Annotated in this window: 13 protein-coding genes; 5 read left to right on the top strand and 8 right to left on the bottom strand. The window is 52.3% G+C overall.

Translation table 11 applies throughout. The annotated features are described in order from the left end of the window. Nucleotides 1–198 (bottom strand): helix-turn-helix domain-containing protein, encoded by a 198-nt coding sequence (locus EI42_RS06765; RefSeq protein WP_111320183.1) that lies wholly within the window; start codon nt 196–198, stop codon nt 1–3. 1,076 nt (nt 199–1,274) lie between these two features. Here EI42_RS06765 and EI42_RS06760 point away from each other — a divergent pair. Beyond that, on the top strand, nt 1,275–2,252 hold the full coding sequence (locus EI42_RS06760) for an ABC transporter ATP-binding protein (RefSeq protein WP_111320181.1): 978 nt from the start codon (nt 1,275–1,277) through the stop codon (nt 2,250–2,252). Nucleotides 2,253–2,423: 171 nt separating this feature from the next. Continuing rightward, nucleotides 2,424–3,449, top strand: coding sequence for an endonuclease/exonuclease/phosphatase family protein (locus EI42_RS06755; protein WP_111320179.1), 1,026 nt, complete (start codon nt 2,424–2,426; stop codon nt 3,447–3,449). 60 nt (nt 3,450–3,509) lie between these two features. Here the strand turns inward: EI42_RS06755 and EI42_RS06750 are convergent, their stop codons facing one another. From EI42_RS06750 to EI42_RS06740, 3 genes are all read right to left on the bottom strand, one after another. Next, nucleotides 3,510–4,520, bottom strand: coding sequence for an N-acetylglucosamine kinase (locus EI42_RS06750; protein ID WP_111320177.1), 1,011 nt, complete (start codon nt 4,518–4,520; stop codon nt 3,510–3,512). 20 nt (nt 4,521–4,540) lie between these two features. Further along, nucleotides 4,541–5,848 carry a family 4 glycosyl hydrolase gene (locus tag EI42_RS06745; RefSeq protein ID WP_111320175.1) on the bottom strand — a complete coding sequence of 436 codons (1,308 nt, stop codon included), beginning with the start codon at nt 5,846–5,848 and terminating at the stop codon, nt 4,541–4,543. 376 nt (nt 5,849–6,224) lie between these two features. Continuing rightward, nucleotides 6,225–6,539, bottom strand: coding sequence for a hypothetical protein (locus tag EI42_RS06740; protein ID WP_111320173.1), 315 nt, complete (start codon nt 6,537–6,539; stop codon nt 6,225–6,227). 318 nt (nt 6,540–6,857) lie between these two features. Between EI42_RS06740 and folE the strand changes: the two genes are divergently transcribed. The 3 genes from folE to EI42_RS06725 are packed head-to-tail and all read left to right on the top strand — an operon-like array spanning nt 6,858 to nt 9,100. Further along, nucleotides 6,858–7,508, top strand: a complete 651-nt coding sequence (folE, locus tag EI42_RS06735) for a GTP cyclohydrolase I (RefSeq protein WP_111320171.1) — start codon at nt 6,858–6,860, stop codon at nt 7,506–7,508. Next, nucleotides 7,505–8,347: a RibD family protein gene (locus tag EI42_RS06730; protein ID WP_111320169.1), complete on the top strand. Its 843-nt coding sequence runs from the start codon at nt 7,505–7,507 to the stop codon at nt 8,345–8,347. Before folE ends, EI42_RS06730 begins: the two co-directional genes overlap by 4 nt. 18 nt (nt 8,348–8,365) lie before the next feature. Then, entirely contained in the window at nt 8,366–9,100 is a 735-nt protein-coding gene (locus EI42_RS06725; protein ID WP_111320167.1) for an SDR family NAD(P)-dependent oxidoreductase, read from the top strand. Between the two features lie 66 nt (nt 9,101–9,166). Here EI42_RS06725 and EI42_RS06720 read toward each other — a convergent pair whose 3' ends face one another. The 4 genes from EI42_RS06720 to EI42_RS06705 form a co-directional block, all read right to left on the bottom strand. After that, entirely contained in the window at nt 9,167–10,333 is a 1,167-nt protein-coding gene (locus EI42_RS06720) for an aminotransferase class I/II-fold pyridoxal phosphate-dependent enzyme (protein ID WP_111320165.1), read from the bottom strand. A gap of 201 nt (nt 10,334–10,534) precedes the next feature. Next, the gene (locus tag EI42_RS06715) at nt 10,535–11,137 is read right to left on the bottom strand and encodes a hypothetical protein (RefSeq protein WP_111320163.1); all 603 of its coding nucleotides are present in this window, start codon (nt 11,135–11,137) and stop codon (nt 10,535–10,537) included. Beyond that, entirely contained in the window at nt 11,138–11,713 is a 576-nt protein-coding gene (locus EI42_RS06710) for a redoxin domain-containing protein (protein WP_111320161.1), read from the bottom strand. It abuts the gene before it with no gap. 171 nt (nt 11,714–11,884) lie between these two features. Next, a complete protein-coding gene (locus EI42_RS06705) occupies nt 11,885–14,863 on the bottom strand; it encodes a LuxR C-terminal-related transcriptional regulator (protein WP_137686197.1) in 2,979 nt (992 codons plus the stop codon). Nucleotides 14,864–15,213: the final 350 nt, after the last annotated feature.

Below are 15,213 nucleotides of genomic sequence, written 5' to 3'. Positions count from 1 at the left end.
TCAGGCGGTTGCCGTGGTGGAGGTGCTGGAACCGAGCACCTTGTTCAGGGTCTCACGCTTAATGCGATATGCCTGACGTGCATTCACATGAGGCAGAACGACGGCCTCAAGGGCTCCCTGCTTCACCCAACGGCGAACGGTAGTATCGTCAACACGAAGAATGCGGGCCACTTCTGAAACAGTTAAAAGCTCACTCATTGTTATCTACTCACTTCCTTTAAGGTTTGTATCCCGCACATGCACCACTGCTATCGCTGTTGCGACAAGCATGCGCGGTAAAAATTGCCAGAAAACATACACAAGAAAACATTGTGTATGCATTGTATAACATTGTAAGAAACTTGTAAAGGAGCATAGTCAGAATGAGTACCAGATAGAGGAAAAATGGCTACTATCCACACTCATCCACATTTCCTCATGCTTAGAATGTTCTGCACCTGAAACCTTTCCAAGATAGAAGGAAGGGCAGGTACTTATACTAAGCGTAAAGGAAAAAGAGCCACCGTCGAAGAATCGTACAGACATTATTCAGTACGCCAGACGGCACGTTACATAACTGCATCTTCTCCTCTAAGGATACTTTACCAGTGATTTAAGCTTTTGTCAAGTCGTCCATTAGTATAGGCATGAACATCAGCATTACTTACTAGAGAAATTACGTTATTAACGCTATCCATTATACGGAAACAAAGCATTTAGATACACAACATTACAACACATAGCACAGTAGCGACTATTCCAGTATATCGAAATATTCCTATCCACCAATTTATATACTTTCAGACAAAAAGAAAACTGCTCGGAATGAACAGCAAATAGGATAAAAGTCTTGCTAGCAGGCTCCAGCCTCGTTTCAAGAGCAACAAAAGAAGAGGGCTGTAACCCCCTGAAAGATACAGAGCAACAAAGAGTGTATGAAGCAATGATACCAACAACGAAAACGATAGAACAGGCTGCTTGGTCACAAATACAGTGTTACTATCTATCATTTTATAGTCACATATAGAATAATCGACTCCTAATTGTTTTATCAAATTCTCATATGAGCTGACAAGATGTCAGAATAATCCTGCTCCCACTCAACTCCCGTTGAGACAATTTTGAGACAAATATGTGATACCTCTGCGACACCGCTCCCCTATCCTATTTGCAGGGGCACATTAGCGCCAAAGAAACGCAAAAAGCGAGATCAAAGGGACAGAAGTTATTCTACCCCACGACCCTGAGATCACTCTGAAATAATCCTTAGAGAAAAGAAAGGATTCTGTTACAACATGATGCAACAATATCACCAATCAACGGTCATTGCGACCTCTGCATCCCCGTCTATGCGCTCTTCTGACGTTGTTCTGCGCACCAAAGACCTTTATAAACAGTACAAGCAACGCGTCGTCGTTGACAAGCTCAATCTTGATATTAGAAGAGGCGAGATTTACGGCTTTTTGGGCCCAAACGGTGCGGGCAAAACGACCACCATTCGTATGATTTTAGGCCTTATTACACCTACTTCGGGCGGAGTTGAAATTCTTGGACAGGATGCTCGAGAAAATAGGTCGAAAGTACTACCCCGCGTAGGAGCTTTGATTGAGACGCCCGCATTATACCGCTATATGTCTGCTCGCGACAACCTTCAGGTCTTTGCAAAGGCATTGGGAGGCGTCCCTGCTCGACGCATTGATGAGATCCTTGAACTTGTCGGCCTTGCCGACCGGCAGAAAGACAAAGTCAAAACCTATTCGCTTGGTATGCGGCAACGCCTGGGCATTGCTATCGCCCTGCTGAATGATCCTGCCCTGTTGATTCTGGACGAGCCAACCAACGGCCTTGACCCTGCTGGTATCGTCGAAATGCGCGATTTCCTGCATCGGCTCGCCTCAGAGGGCAAAACGATTCTGATGTCCAGTCACCTGCTCTCAGAAGTACAGCAAATCTGTAGCCATGTCGCGATCATCAGCTTTGGCAAACTGATTACTGAGACCGCAGTTGAGAAACTGACCCGCGGACATGGGGAGTTCATCGTCAAGATCGACCCAATGCCGCAGGCGCTCGCCTCAATCCGCGCGCAGTCATGGGGTCAGGGAGCCTACAACAACGAAAAGGGGGAGATCGTCACCCAGGCCCCTAACGGGCGTGGCCGTGATCTTTACCTGTTCTTGAGTCAGCAAGGACTTATCCCTGATGAAGTATATCAGGCAGAGCAGGATCTTGAGAAAATCTTCCTGAAATTGACTGACGGGCACTCAGGCAATTAAGGCCTGAGCAGTCCTGTTGGATGGCGAGCAGACAAGGGTAAACAGACAGAGCAGGAGAGATGGATATTATGCGGAACCATCTTGACAAACCGTGAGGAATAACATACGTTACCAGATGGAGAATCACTGCGAGACAGAAAAAAGCTCTATCCCTAAAAGGATGTCTCTTCTATGACTCTATTCACAACCCTTCTTCAAAAACATCGCTTTAAAGCATTTACAATCGCAACGTATGTGTACTTTGGTCTCCTGATCCTTCTCTTGCTTTTACAATCTATCTTACAGCAACGAGATGGAGTACTTGCCCTTTTCTCTATCTTTGCGCCTTACCTGTTTATTCCCTTTCTACTTCTTTTCCCTTTTCTCTTTTTCAGACAAACCGCCTTTTTGCGCATCGTGTTTCTGCTCGCCATACTGGTCTTTGGACTGCTCTATAGCCCTCACCTCGCTTTCGGGGCCGGAGCAGCAGGTGAGAAGCCTATTACCGTTCTGACCTGGAATTTTCTTGGTAATAACGCGCGTAGTGGGTCACTTCGCCACGTGCTCAATACAGAACAGCCGCAAATTGTTGCGCTTCAAGAAGCAGATTGGCGGGGCATCGATATGGCAGACGATGTGCTCACACGCTATCCCTACCACCTCTATCGGCCTGATCAGGGAGTGCCTCCGGGTGAAGTTCTGCTGAGCACATATCCGATCCTCGACTACGGAGAAGTTGAGGCCCCCGACGGCTCGCGAGCTATCTGGGACATTCCCCGCATTCTCTGGGCACGACTCGATCTCGGCCAGGGGCGCACGCTCTTCGTGGTGAATGCCCACCCGATTTCTGCCGTCAATACTGTCTACGGTTGTACCTTCTGCCCAAAGCGCCGGGATAGCCAGATTCAGGAGCTACAAAAATTTATCCAGTCACACCTGAAACAGGGAGAGCATGTGCTGCTGCTCGGTGATATGAATACGACAGACCGTGAGGTGGCATACAAAGATCTCTCGAACGGGCTGCAAGATATGCATCGACTGGTAGGCAACGGAAGCGGGCATTCCTGGGGGCTTCGACAACTCAACCGCTTCTGGGCCTTGCTCCGCATCGATTATATGTTTGCCAGCCCGAATATCCAGCCTCTCAGCCTGAAAACAGACTGTTCCTCGCGGGGGAGTGACCACTGTGTCCTGATCGGACAAATCACTCTGAAATGAGGCAAAGAAAAACAGAGAGCGCAAGATTAGTGTTGCACTCTCTGTTGCTTTTCTATGGCTCTATAAGCGCCCGTTCACGGTATCGAACAGGGAATGATCTGGAATTGTCGGTTCCAGCCGCGCAATAAGCTCCTGATCAAGGGCAATCCCGGCCAGCTCCAGAGCCGAGAAGAGCACCCCTATAACCGGCTCATAGCGTGCTCGCACCGGGCATGCCTCTGGAGAAACAGTGCGTACTCGCTCTACGATGGCACGTTCTAACAGAGACGAAGGATGGCGAAACACGCCACCGCCCAGCACCAGCGGGAATGCAGTTCCCTCAATGCCCACCTTTCGAGCAGCGACATTCGCGATATCACCAAGCGCATAGCCGTGATCCCGCACCAGCCGATAGGCCAGCTCATCCCCGGCTTCAGCCTCATCCAGCAGCACCGGTGTCAGGCTCTCACTACGTGGCCGCTTGCCTCGAAAATCCCGACTGGTCATCTGACGCAGCAGTTCTTCGATGGAGGAAACGGCAAATGTGTCCAGCACTCGAGCAGTCAGGCTGGTAGGGATTTCCAGCCCGAGTTCGGCCAGGAAGACCCGTTCCAGCGCCTTACGACTCAACTGAACGCTTCCCTCAGCCTGAATCTGCCAGAAACTGCTATGCCAGACACGCCCATCAGGACCGCGAGCCCCCGTCGCCGCACCAGTTCCACAAACCACAGATACCCCGACATTACCGGTGGTTCCTGCGTGTAGAATACCCAGGGCGTCGTTCTGGATCAGGATCTCGCGTCCGTACAGGCGCTCACTCATCGCGGCCTGCAAGACAGCGAAATCTTCGGGCCAGTCAGCGCCTGCCATATTAAAGACACCACTTACCAGATCTGCTGGCTCTGCTTGAGCCATCCGCAGCGCTGTTGTCACCGCATAGTCAATGTTCGCCAACGACTCCTTGATGTCGCCACCGCTGTTATAGATGTCGCCACAACCTCCACGGCCATAGCCAAGAATTGTACCGTCAAGGGCAGCAACCAGTGCAATGGTCTTGGTATTGCCGCCATCAACTGCCAGTACGCACTTCATGCCTCAACCCCTCCAAAGGTTTAGTGCAATAAACGCTCGGGCAAGTAAGCTTTGTGCGCAGCAGCCATTTCGTCATACAGAGCCTCAGCCTTCGCGAAGGAGCGAACCAGCGGGTTACTGGCAAGCGCCTTGATCGCATCCTTACGGGTACCGGCCCATGCAGCCTCAGCCGTGAGATACTGGTATTCACCAAGCTCTTTCACCAGACCACTCAAATGACGCGGCAGAGCTCCCTGTTGCAATGGCTGTACGCCGTTCTTATCAACAAAGCCTACAAGCTCAACAACCAGATCATCGGGGAGTTCTTTGATTGCGCCATTGTTCGGCACATTGACATACCAGACTTCCTTACGATCGTTGTAGATTGCATCCATCACGTCAAGTGCCAGCTCCAGTTCATGGATACCGCCACGAGAACGAGCCGGGTCAAGGTGCGGAACCTCTTTCTCCGCCTCCTCACGATAGTGAGCCCAGTAATCAGGCACGGAGGCCATAATATCCTGTGCGCGTGTCGTTGGCTTGTTCAGCAATTCCTGATAGATCTCGTTGGTAAAGTAGTAATACTGGAAATAATGGCTCGGCAGCGACTCGGCCTGAATTGCCAGTTCTACCAGACGCCGCATCCAGGGTGATGTTTGTTCCAGCTCCCCGTTCTGGCGCTTGCGCTCATATGCTTCGGCCAGCATGGGGATAAAGTCCTGTCCCTCATACAGGTGACGAACCGTCCAGGAGCCATGATTCAGGCCGATGGAGACTGCATCGAGTTTCTCGGGGTCCAATCCAGCCCAACTGGCATAGCCCGCGTTAGTCACAATCGGGCCCTCACAGAAAGAGATAGTTGGAATACTGCTATGCTTTGTCACCGCCTGTGAGATCAGGTTAATGGGGTTTGTATAGTTGAAGAGGCGGGCGTTCGGACAGACCTCCTCCATATCCTGAATAATCCCCTTCATGATATGCAGAGAGCGCAGCGCCATAAAGAAACCGCCCGGGCCCTGGGTCTCCTGCCCAATAATACCGTGTTTCAGCGGGATACTCTCATCCAGATAACGCGCCTCGAAGCCACCAGGGCGATAGCTGGTCAGCACCGCATCACAATCCTTCAAGCCCTCACGGCGATCCGTTGTAATTGAGACCTTTATATCCAGACCCTTCGCGCGAGCAAGTTTCTCGCTGATCTTCTGCACAACCTTAAGCGTGTCTTCATTGAGATCGATCAGCACAACTTCAGAACCATTGAAGTTCTCCCCCTGCTCCATGAAGGACGCCATTGTTCCAGCAGCGCGTGTACTTCCACCACCAATGTACGCGAATTTAATACGAGCCATACTAGTTCCTCTCAATTGCAGAAAGTGTATCGGCATACACCAATACTTCATTCATCGTAGAAACCCAACCGCGTGAAGATACGCACATGCGGTTGGCTATACCACATTCCCAAAAGAACAATCCCTGCTATTCCTGACTTCAAAACAAACAACAGAGTAGAGGCTTCTGGGTACGGGGAACATTCAGGGAGGCCGCCTTGTCTCCCGGGGATATGCTCCTTACAAGCATTCTACCATTTCAAGGCAGGGCTTGTACAGAGAACACTATCAGGAAATTTCTCGCTTCCTTCTTTATCACAAAGAAGCGCCTATTTCCTGATAGTGCAACGAAGGAAGATCAAGAGAGGAACCATCTCTACAAGCAGTTGATTTGCTTTCATTCATATCTGCAATAACGAGAATATTGCGAAGGAATTGGAACCGGAACGGTATCATCGCTATAAAACGAATCGTCATCGAGCCGACGATACCTGTACTGAAACGGATCGCTCACTGTATAGGGATCAACGAACTGTGGCTCAATCATATTCATCGGGCGGGCACTCCGCTTTGCGTGCCTCGTTGTACGCCGTACATCACGTACACGCTGCCAGCGGAACCACTGCCACTGACCAACTGTAAACAGCACCGCAACCAGAACCACCATCCCGACAAAGATAAGGAAAGACTCAATAGACGCTACATCGCCCATACCTTTCTACTCCTTTCCAAGTCGAGCAAGCAATCCTTTTATCGCATTATTCATCGTTGACACGAGTTTTCATTCCAAAACGTGCCACTATTCGGGTGCTTGCTTCATCTCGTTCTAACCGAGTACAGGTGAGCAAGGGTATCGTCCTTCTTATTGTACAGGTCTCAAGAAAGTCAAAGAACTACTTGACTTTCTTGACAATGCCCCTCATTTTTCATACACTGAATTAAACTCAGATATTGTCAATCAGGCCGATACCAGAAAGTGGAGATTGTCGCGACCAGAGAGGGGGGAATCTTCGGCCAGGAGAGGAAAACAATGACACTGAATATAGATCTTGACGATCTGGACTTTCAAGAAGCCATCCATCTCAAGCATCGTCATATCTCTGTTGAAGACATGCAGAAATTCGAGGGGTATATTGCAGAGATTTTTGCCGCTATGGGGATGGACGTCAATACCCCAAGCACTCGCGAGACACCACAGCGCTTCCTCAAGGCGATGTTTGACGCAACTGAGGGTTATGATGGTGATCCCAAGCTGATTAAAGTCTTTGATGCGGAGTATCCTGATGGTGTTGATGGCCGCCGCAGCCAGGTGATAGAGGGACCAATTCCCTTCTTCTCGCTCTGTGAACACCACGCGTTTCCCTTCTTCGGTCATGCGTACGTTGGCTATATCGCCAATCAACATATTATCGGACTTTCCAAGCTGACTCGCCTGGTACGCGTCTTCGCCAAGCGCTTCTCAGTTCAGGAACGTCTGACACAGCAAATTGCCAGCACGCTTGAAACGATCCTACAGCCACATGGTGTCGCTGTCTATCTGGAAGCAAATCACCTCTGCATGGCAATGCGTGGCGTACGAGAAACATCGGCACTGACTCGTACCACAAGCTGGCGCGGCGAATATGAAGCCAATCCAGAACTCCGCTCCGAGTTCTTCTCTGCCTGTCAGATTCGATCATGAAGCACTTCACACCATTTGAAACGCTGTTTGATGTCACGCAAGGAGCAGCCGTATCATTTCCCCCTCCTCTTGATTCGCTGGTCGGGAGCTTCACGCTGCCTGCCTCGAATCACTCTCCTGCCCTGATTGCCAATTTTGTGACAACCCTGGATGGCGTCGTCTCGCTCAACGCACCCGGGCACATGGGAGGGGGCGACATCAGCGGCTTTAACGCGCAAGATCGTCTGCTAATGGGCGTCCTGCGCTCGCTGGCTGACGCGGTTATTCTTGGAGCGGGCACACTCCGTGCGGAGAACCTGACAGGGTTGGCAGCTGAGGAATCCTGTCCTGAGTATGCGGACAGCTTCGCTCAGCTCCGCGAGCGCTTGCAGAAGCCCCGCTATCCGCTGAATGTGTTCATTACGGCTCACGGCGATATTGATCCAACTGCCCCGGTTCTGCACGAGGGGAAAATACCGGTGCTGTTCCTGACCACTCAGGAAGGGGAACAGCGCCTGCGCAAACACTCTTTTCCCCACACGGTCAGCATCGCCGCTCTCAAGGAACGCGGCCCTCTCGATCCACATGAGATGATCTCTGCTGTTCGGCTTCATCAGCCCGGTACACTGTTCTTGATAGAAGGCGGTGCACATCTCCTGAATGATTTTCTTGTTGCTCGCTGTCTGGACGAACTCTTCCTCACACTGGCACCTCAGATTGCCGGACGTGAAGACGGAGACGGTCGCCCCGGACTGGTCAGCGGACACCACTTCGCGCCAGATGCACCTCTCTGGGGCACACTTGTTTCGCTCAAACGCAGCGAGAGCCACCTTTTCTTGCGCTACGCCTTCTCACGCTAAGCAGAAAGGAAGCAGCCTATGCAACTGGCAGGAAAAGTAGCTATTATTACCGGGGTCAGCCAATCGGGGCAGGTCGGCTTTGCCCTCGCCTCCACTTTTGCCCGAGAAGGTGCACGTCTGACGATCAGTTCGCGCAGCGCTGAACGCGTTGCCGCACGCGCCCACGAATTGCAGGTATCCGGCGCAACTGTTCTCGGAGTAGCAGCCGACCTGACAACAGAAGCAGGCGCACAGACATTGATCCAGCGCACGCTTGAGGCCTATGGTCGAGTCGATATTCTGGTGAATCTCGCGGGCGGCCTGACCACCTATGGACCCTTTGAAGAGCTCACGCTTGGAGACTGGGAGCAAGAACTGAACAACAACCTGCGCACCACGTTCCTGTGCAGCCGCGCCGTCTGGCCGCTGATGAAACAGCAGGGCGGAGGCAAAATACTCAATTTTAGCCGGGCGGGCGACGCACTGGCCTCAGGCCCCAACATCCTTGCCTACAACTGTGCAAAAGCGGGCGTTGATGCGCTCACTGCCACCCTTGCCAGAGAGGGCAAGCCGCACAACATTCTGGTAAATGCACTCGGTCCGGGACTTGTTGCTACTCAATCCAATCTGGACGAGTTAGCCCCCTCAGAAGAAGAGTTCCGCAACCGTTGGGTCTCAAGGGAGCAGATTGTTGAAGCCGCGCTTTTTCTGGTCTCATCGGCCGGAGATGGCGTCAACGGCATCGTGTTACCGGTGCGCGGTCGCGGTATTTAGGGCGGGCAATCGATGCAACCCACTGCCGGGGATGAGCTATCCTCATCCCCCTGATCCGCGCTGCCATCACCCGTTTAGCTTACTCAGTCGCTCCTTTACCGCCTCAAGCACTGGATCAGTTTTACAGAAGGCAAAGCGTACCAATCCCTGCGCGATGGAGGCATGTTCAGCGCTATAGAAGCTCTCGGGAGGTATACAGGCCACGCCGACCTGTTCGATCAGATAGCGCGTAAACTCGACTGGCGTTCCCTCAAATACATCGCGATAGTCCGCCATGACAAAATAGGTTCCCTCGGGAACAGCACACTTTAAGCCACAGGCAGTCAATGAGGACAACAGCAGATCGCGCTTGGCTGTATACATTGTCTGGAGTCCCTGATAGTATGTATCGGGCAGATTCAACGCGTAGGCGATAGCTTCCTGTGTCGGATGATGGACTGAGAAGGTGATAAACTGGTGTGCCCGCCAGACGCCGGTTATCAGATCCGGGTGCCCATAAACCCACCCGATTTTCCAGCCAGTAGCGCTAAAAAGCTTTCCGGCGCTGCTCACGGTAACGGTCCGCTCAAACATACCGGGCAGGCTGGCAATAGGAATATGCTTCTTGTTGTCGAAAGTCAGGTGCTCATAGACCTCATCGGCAATGACCAGCACATCATGCTCGATACAGAGCTGTGCGATCAACGAGAGTTCCTCATATGTCAATACACGTCCGCTCGGGTTATGCGGCGTATTGAGCAGCAGGGCTCTAGTCTTCTTGTTAAAGGCCGCCCGGAGTTCGTCGGGATCAATGGTCCAGGTTGGTGGATGCAACGGGACGTAGACCGGCACGGCATTCGCCATGATAATATCTGGCACATACGAATCATAAAAAGGCTCGATCACAATCACTTCATCGCCGGGATCGACCAGACCAAGAATCGAGGCCAACAAGCCTTCAGTCGCTCCCGACGTGACCACCACACCTCGGCGGGGGTCAATATCCATTTGATAGAAGCGGGCCGCATGGTCAGCAACTGCCTGACAGAGAGCGGGCGTACCGAAACCAGGCGCATATTGATTCAAGTGTCCACTTTCGAGCGCCTGCACCACATGCTGAACAATATCCGGGGGCGTATCAAAGTCAGGCTTCCCCTGACCCAGGTTTAACGCCTGATGCTGTTCAGCCAGATTGTTTATCTCCGTGAAAATCGTCGTCGCAAACGAACGAACCCTGTTAGCAGAGGTAGGCATTGTCGCAAAACTCCATCACCGCAATATCACACTATATTTCAACAATCTGCACCCGAACGGGACCAGAAGCCGCCCGTCCGTTTTCCACACACAGCAGGAATCCCTGCGTACGTTTGCGCACATTATAACCTGTTCTGAGGAGCACTGTCGAACCGAGGCATTGAAAGAGGACCACGGCGCTGTGATCCTCGTTGCTTATTTCTAGGATGTATGGGTGATGGTATGAAATTGTCGCATGACCGCAGCGCCAAGCCTGTAGATCTCATTCACATCGGGGAACTCTGATGAACACGCCTGCATAATGTCTGCTGGCTTCAAGCCACAGTGAAAGAGCAGATAGGCGATCCGCCGTTCTCGTTCCGCCAGGCGTTGATAGAGCTGTTCGGGCAGATACACTTCAGCCACGGGCCGCGATCGTGCCAACGCCCCGATCACAGCATTCAAACAGGCCCCCAGACAGCGCGAAATAGCTTCCAGAGACGAAAACACCAGACGCCGTTCAAGCGTCACGCGCCGAAACTCGGCAAAAGCAGTGATGATAGTCTCCTCCTCATCGCGCACATTCAAGGCTCCTTGCACATGGGGATGCCGCCTCAGCCATGCACGCATTAGCGGCTTGAAGCACTGCTCAAGTGCCCCCCACGCCTGCTCATCCTGCTCATGGGTCGCCAGTCGCAACAGGGCTACGGTCGCCAGCTGGTTGCCTCTGGCGCATCGATAGTCTGCATCTTCAAGCTCCTTCTTGCAGTTTGCTGCAAGCTTAGAGACGCGGGAAACAGATTGCGGAGATGTTGTCTCTTGCATCTATATATCCTTTACACTACCAAACGATTCGCTCTTCGCAAAAACAACACCGAGAACTGCATCCAGTGCCGCTTGATAATCAGGTTCCTTCATCTGATCGCGAATATATTCGGTGTAGACAACACGATTTTCCTGGTCGATCACCAGAACAGCCCGCTGTAGGAGTCGCCATTCTTTCAGCCACACACCGAACGCATGGCCGAATTGTTCATTTCTCCAGGCAGAGAGCGTCTGATGAATCACGCCATGCATAGCCTGCCAGCGGGCCTGTGAGTAAGGCAAATCCATGCTGACAGTAAAAATACATGCTCCTGCCGGCAGCTTGTCTCGCAATTTTTCCCAATGCAACGTCTCATCATGACAGGGCTGACGTTCAAGCGAATTGACAATCGAGAGCAGTCGAATCATCCCTTGTGAGTCGGTCAGGCGCGTCTGGCGTACCACCATATCAATGAGATCCAGATATTCCAGGGTACAATCTGGCACGAAGTCGCCCACCTGCAACATCCGCCCGACGACAGTCAGACACTCGGTATTTCGATATGCACCGTGTCTTCTTTCTATGCAATCAGCCATTTACATTCCTGTTTGCTTTTCCACTGCTGCGTTTCTAGCACATGCAAGAAATATACCTGATAGCAGAAACTTTTACGTCCCCAGAATAAGGTAATTTCGCTCACGAGCAAAAAGACAATCGAGAGAGAGGCTCCGTAGAAGTGAGGAGAAGAGCTTTTCTTTGTCGAGATATCAGGATAGCTTAAACAGCTTGTGCTCTATTGCATAGCGCGTTGCTGCACTCCGTGAAGACACTCCGAGCTTACTGTAAATAGAGCGTACATGGGTATTTACAGTCAGTACCGAGATCACCAGTTTCTCGGCAATCTGGGGACTGGTGAGCCCGAGCGCAAGCAGGCGCAGAACTTCGATCTCGCGCGTGGTCAGGGCAGTGTGCGCAACCGCTTCCTTTGGGGTGCTAACCGCAGGTTGGCGCAACTGAGCATCATTGGCGATCAATGCCTGTGCCGGTTGCATGGCACAGCCCTCAGCATAAGCCTGCAAAAAGGTCTCTTCGCCAACCTGCAACCGCGCCTGGAGTAGAAAACGCTCAATGACTGCCTCAACCATTGGAGGTGTCACCGGCGCACCGATCGTCTGCTGAATGGACGCAGCCGCACCTGCCAGCCGCGCCGCCCAGAGCGCGTGGCCCTGGCTCGCGATCACCATTGCAAGCCCACGCAAGCCCAGCGCTGTAAAGATTTTATACTCGAAGCTGAGCTGCGCAAGGACCGAAAGGCTTTCCTCAAACAGCTCTCGGGCTCGCTGATAGTCACCCTGAAGCACAGCCCCCAACCCGAGAATAGTCACAGTCCAGACAATCCCCCGCTTATTTCCGACCTCTCGCGCCGTCTGCTTCCCCATCCGCACACGCTCCTCACCGGCCTGTACCTCACCCTGAAACATCTGTATACAGCCAGAAAGTGCCTGGGCAAAGATCAGAGTATTGCGATCACCAACAAGTTGAGCCTGCTTCAAACAGTGCTCAAGCTGTACTGAGGCGAAGGCAAAATCACCAAGCGAGAACAAAATCAATCCCAGAATCCAGAACGCCCGCGCCAGCCCCCAGGGAGCCGAGAGTTGCTGAAAGAGCGCCACACTCTGCTCAGCCAGCTCACGCGCTCGCCCATAATCGCCCCGGTCACGCTCCAGCGAGGCCAACCGCTCAAGCGTTGAGGCCACCCCCCAGATGTGATGCAGCTCTTCAAAAAGCCCGTGTGCTTCGTGGAGATAGGCTTGCGCTCTCGGGTAATCACTCTTCATAATGGACATATGCCCGAGCATCCAGAGTGCATTGGCATGGTCGCGCCGATCTCCATGTGATACAAAAAAAGACAGTGCCTCAAGACAGAGCGTTTCCGCATGCCTGTATTCGCCCTGCAACCCACTGAGTGTGCCAGCAGCCAGCAGCGCCTTTGCTCTGGTGTGAGGCGTCACCTGTTCGCAGCTTGAAAGCAGCCATTCCAGCACCCGACGTCCCTCACCCAGATACCCCTTCGCCCACCAGAACCAGGTGAGCGCCGTAGCCATCTGAAGCGCATGCTCCCAATCTTTTTGCGAGGCAAACCACAGCAGAGCAGCACGAATATTCTTATGTTCCATCTTTAACCTGTTCAGCCAGTGCAATTGCTCATCCGTCATATGTGCTTCGGCACTCAACGTAAAATCCAGCCAATAATAAGCGAACATCCGTTGGGTAACGGCTATTTCTCCTGTCTCATGTAACCGTTCCAATCCGTACTCACGCACAATTTCGAGCATCGAGAAGCGGGGCTCAAAGTCATCCTGCTCGATCAGATAGAGCAAACTCTTGTCGACAAGTGAGGTGATATCGTCAAGAATGGACGTCGTCGCATCGATAGCGCGATACACTTGCTCAATCATTTCCAGGGAGCCACCACCCGCGAACAGTGAAAGCAAACGGAATAGCCGCTGTTCTCGCTCTGTCAGCAGGTTATAACTCCAATCCAGAGTATTGCGAAGGGTTTGCTGACGTTCGGGCAAGTCCTGCGCAGGGCGAGAAAGCAGGTGCAGGGTTTGTTGATAGGGAAGGATAGCGTCTGTCGTGCCGTGCGGAATACGATGATGTCCACTTAAACGAGCCAGTAGCGCCTGAGGAGATAAGAGCTTACAGCGCGCCGCTGCCAGTTCCAGCGCCAGCGGCACCCCCTCAAGCCGCCGACAGATCGCAACAACAGCCGGCAGATTTTCAGGAGTCAGGGCAAAGTCCACTTTTACAGCCCGAGCCCGCTGCACAAACAGCGCCACCGCTCCGTATGTCAGCACATGCTCGATATCATGTAGTTGCTCATCAGTAGGCACAGCCAGCGCCTGCACCAGAAACTCATATTCGCCCCTCACTCGCAAAACCATCCGGCTTGTCACTACCACCTTGAGATAAGGGCAACGTGCCAGCAGTTCGACCAGAAGCGGGGCAGCAGTAATCACCTGCTCAAAATTGTCGAGGAGCAAGAGCAGGCGCTTTTTTTCCAGCGAACGAGCGAGGTACTCTAAAAAAGGCTCGGCACCAACATCCCGCAATCCGAGCACATCGGCGATTGCCAGGATCACTTGTACGCCGTCGGTAATGGTTGAGAGTGGGATAAAATATGCGCCATCCGGGTATTCTTCCCGCAAGCGTGACACAAGCTGTATCGCCAGACGCGTCTTGCCAATTCCTCCCATTCCGGCAAGTGTGAGCAAGCGCACGGAAGGCCGCCGTAACAGCGCACAAAGGGTCTGGAGTTCTTTTTCTCGTCCCAGAAGAGGCGTCAAATGAGCCATCAGGAACTCGGTATCATGTTCGATAGTACGGCCTACCGGTTCATGATGCTCGTCCGGGACAGGGGATACTTGCTCTTCTTTTGATTCAACCAGGCGAGTAGCTACCTGAAGCAGTCGTTCAGCAGAAAGTTCGGGACTCTTTCCGAGGTAGACCTTGCGCAGCTTGCCTGACTGTTTGCGGTATGCATACCAGTACCAGCCGTTGCGCTGGCGCTCTCTTCTCGCAGTATAGGAGACTGTTCCATCTTTGAAGGAGAACGAACGATTGCACTCATCTTCCAACCACTCAAACCAGGCAGGCGATCCTAGCTCGATGCATTGCAAGGAGTTTTGAGCAGATACCTGTAGCTGTAAAAAGCCCCCGATCACTGACGGTACTCGCGCCACAACCAGAACCTCACCAAATATCCGTTCTCTCACAAGTTACACAACAGCCATTTTACCATGTATTAGGTAACTCGTCTATGGCATAGAGTAGCACGTTTTCTAGAGGCCCGCTCTTTCTACTGCTTTCTTCATTGCGCCTGTCCTCCTGGATACTTGCATGTATATCCCGCAGGCAAAAAAACGAGCATGGCGGTCAACCACCATGCTCACAAGGGTTTACCAAAAAGCGGCAGAAGGCCCCTGGCTGAAGCCAGGGGGATGGATGGCGCAGGAAGCCATCAGAGTCAGAACGTTCCCCTTCGCTTGACAGAATACAATCGTTGTGCGAGAATACACGAAGATAGTGAGGA

The sequence above is a fragment of the Thermosporothrix hazakensis genome (assembly GCF_003253565.1).
Taxonomy (GTDB): domain Bacteria; phylum Chloroflexota; class Ktedonobacteria; order Ktedonobacterales; family Ktedonobacteraceae; genus Thermosporothrix; species Thermosporothrix hazakensis.
This window is presented reverse-complemented; position numbering and strand designations above follow the sequence as displayed.

Excerpts from the sequence above, each read along its gene's own strand:
- EI42_RS06765 (WP_111320183.1), bottom strand. The coding sequence starts at position 198 with ATGAGTGAGCTTTTAACTGTTTCAGAAGTGGCCCGCATTCTTCGTGTT.
- EI42_RS06760 (WP_111320181.1), top strand. The coding sequence starts at position 1,275 with ATGATGCAACAATATCACCAATCAACGGTCATTGCGACCTCTGCATCC.
- EI42_RS06755 (WP_111320179.1), top strand. The coding sequence starts at position 2,424 with ATGACTCTATTCACAACCCTTCTTCAAAAACATCGCTTTAAAGCATTT.
- EI42_RS06750 (WP_111320177.1), bottom strand. The coding sequence starts at position 4,520 with ATGAAGTGCGTACTGGCAGTTGATGGCGGCAATACCAAGACCATTGCA.
- EI42_RS06745 (WP_111320175.1), bottom strand. The coding sequence starts at position 5,848 with ATGGCTCGTATTAAATTCGCGTACATTGGTGGTGGAAGTACACGCGCT.
- EI42_RS06740 (WP_111320173.1), bottom strand. The coding sequence starts at position 6,539 with ATGGGCGATGTAGCGTCTATTGAGTCTTTCCTTATCTTTGTCGGGATG.
- folE (WP_111320171.1), top strand. The coding sequence starts at position 6,858 with ATGACACTGAATATAGATCTTGACGATCTGGACTTTCAAGAAGCCATC.
- EI42_RS06730 (WP_111320169.1), top strand. The coding sequence starts at position 7,505 with ATGAAGCACTTCACACCATTTGAAACGCTGTTTGATGTCACGCAAGGA.
- EI42_RS06725 (WP_111320167.1), top strand. The coding sequence starts at position 8,366 with ATGCAACTGGCAGGAAAAGTAGCTATTATTACCGGGGTCAGCCAATCG.
- EI42_RS06720 (WP_111320165.1), bottom strand. The coding sequence starts at position 10,333 with ATGCCTACCTCTGCTAACAGGGTTCGTTCGTTTGCGACGACGATTTTC.
- EI42_RS06715 (WP_111320163.1), bottom strand. The coding sequence starts at position 11,137 with ATGCAAGAGACAACATCTCCGCAATCTGTTTCCCGCGTCTCTAAGCTT.
- EI42_RS06710 (WP_111320161.1), bottom strand. The coding sequence starts at position 11,713 with ATGGCTGATTGCATAGAAAGAAGACACGGTGCATATCGAAATACCGAG.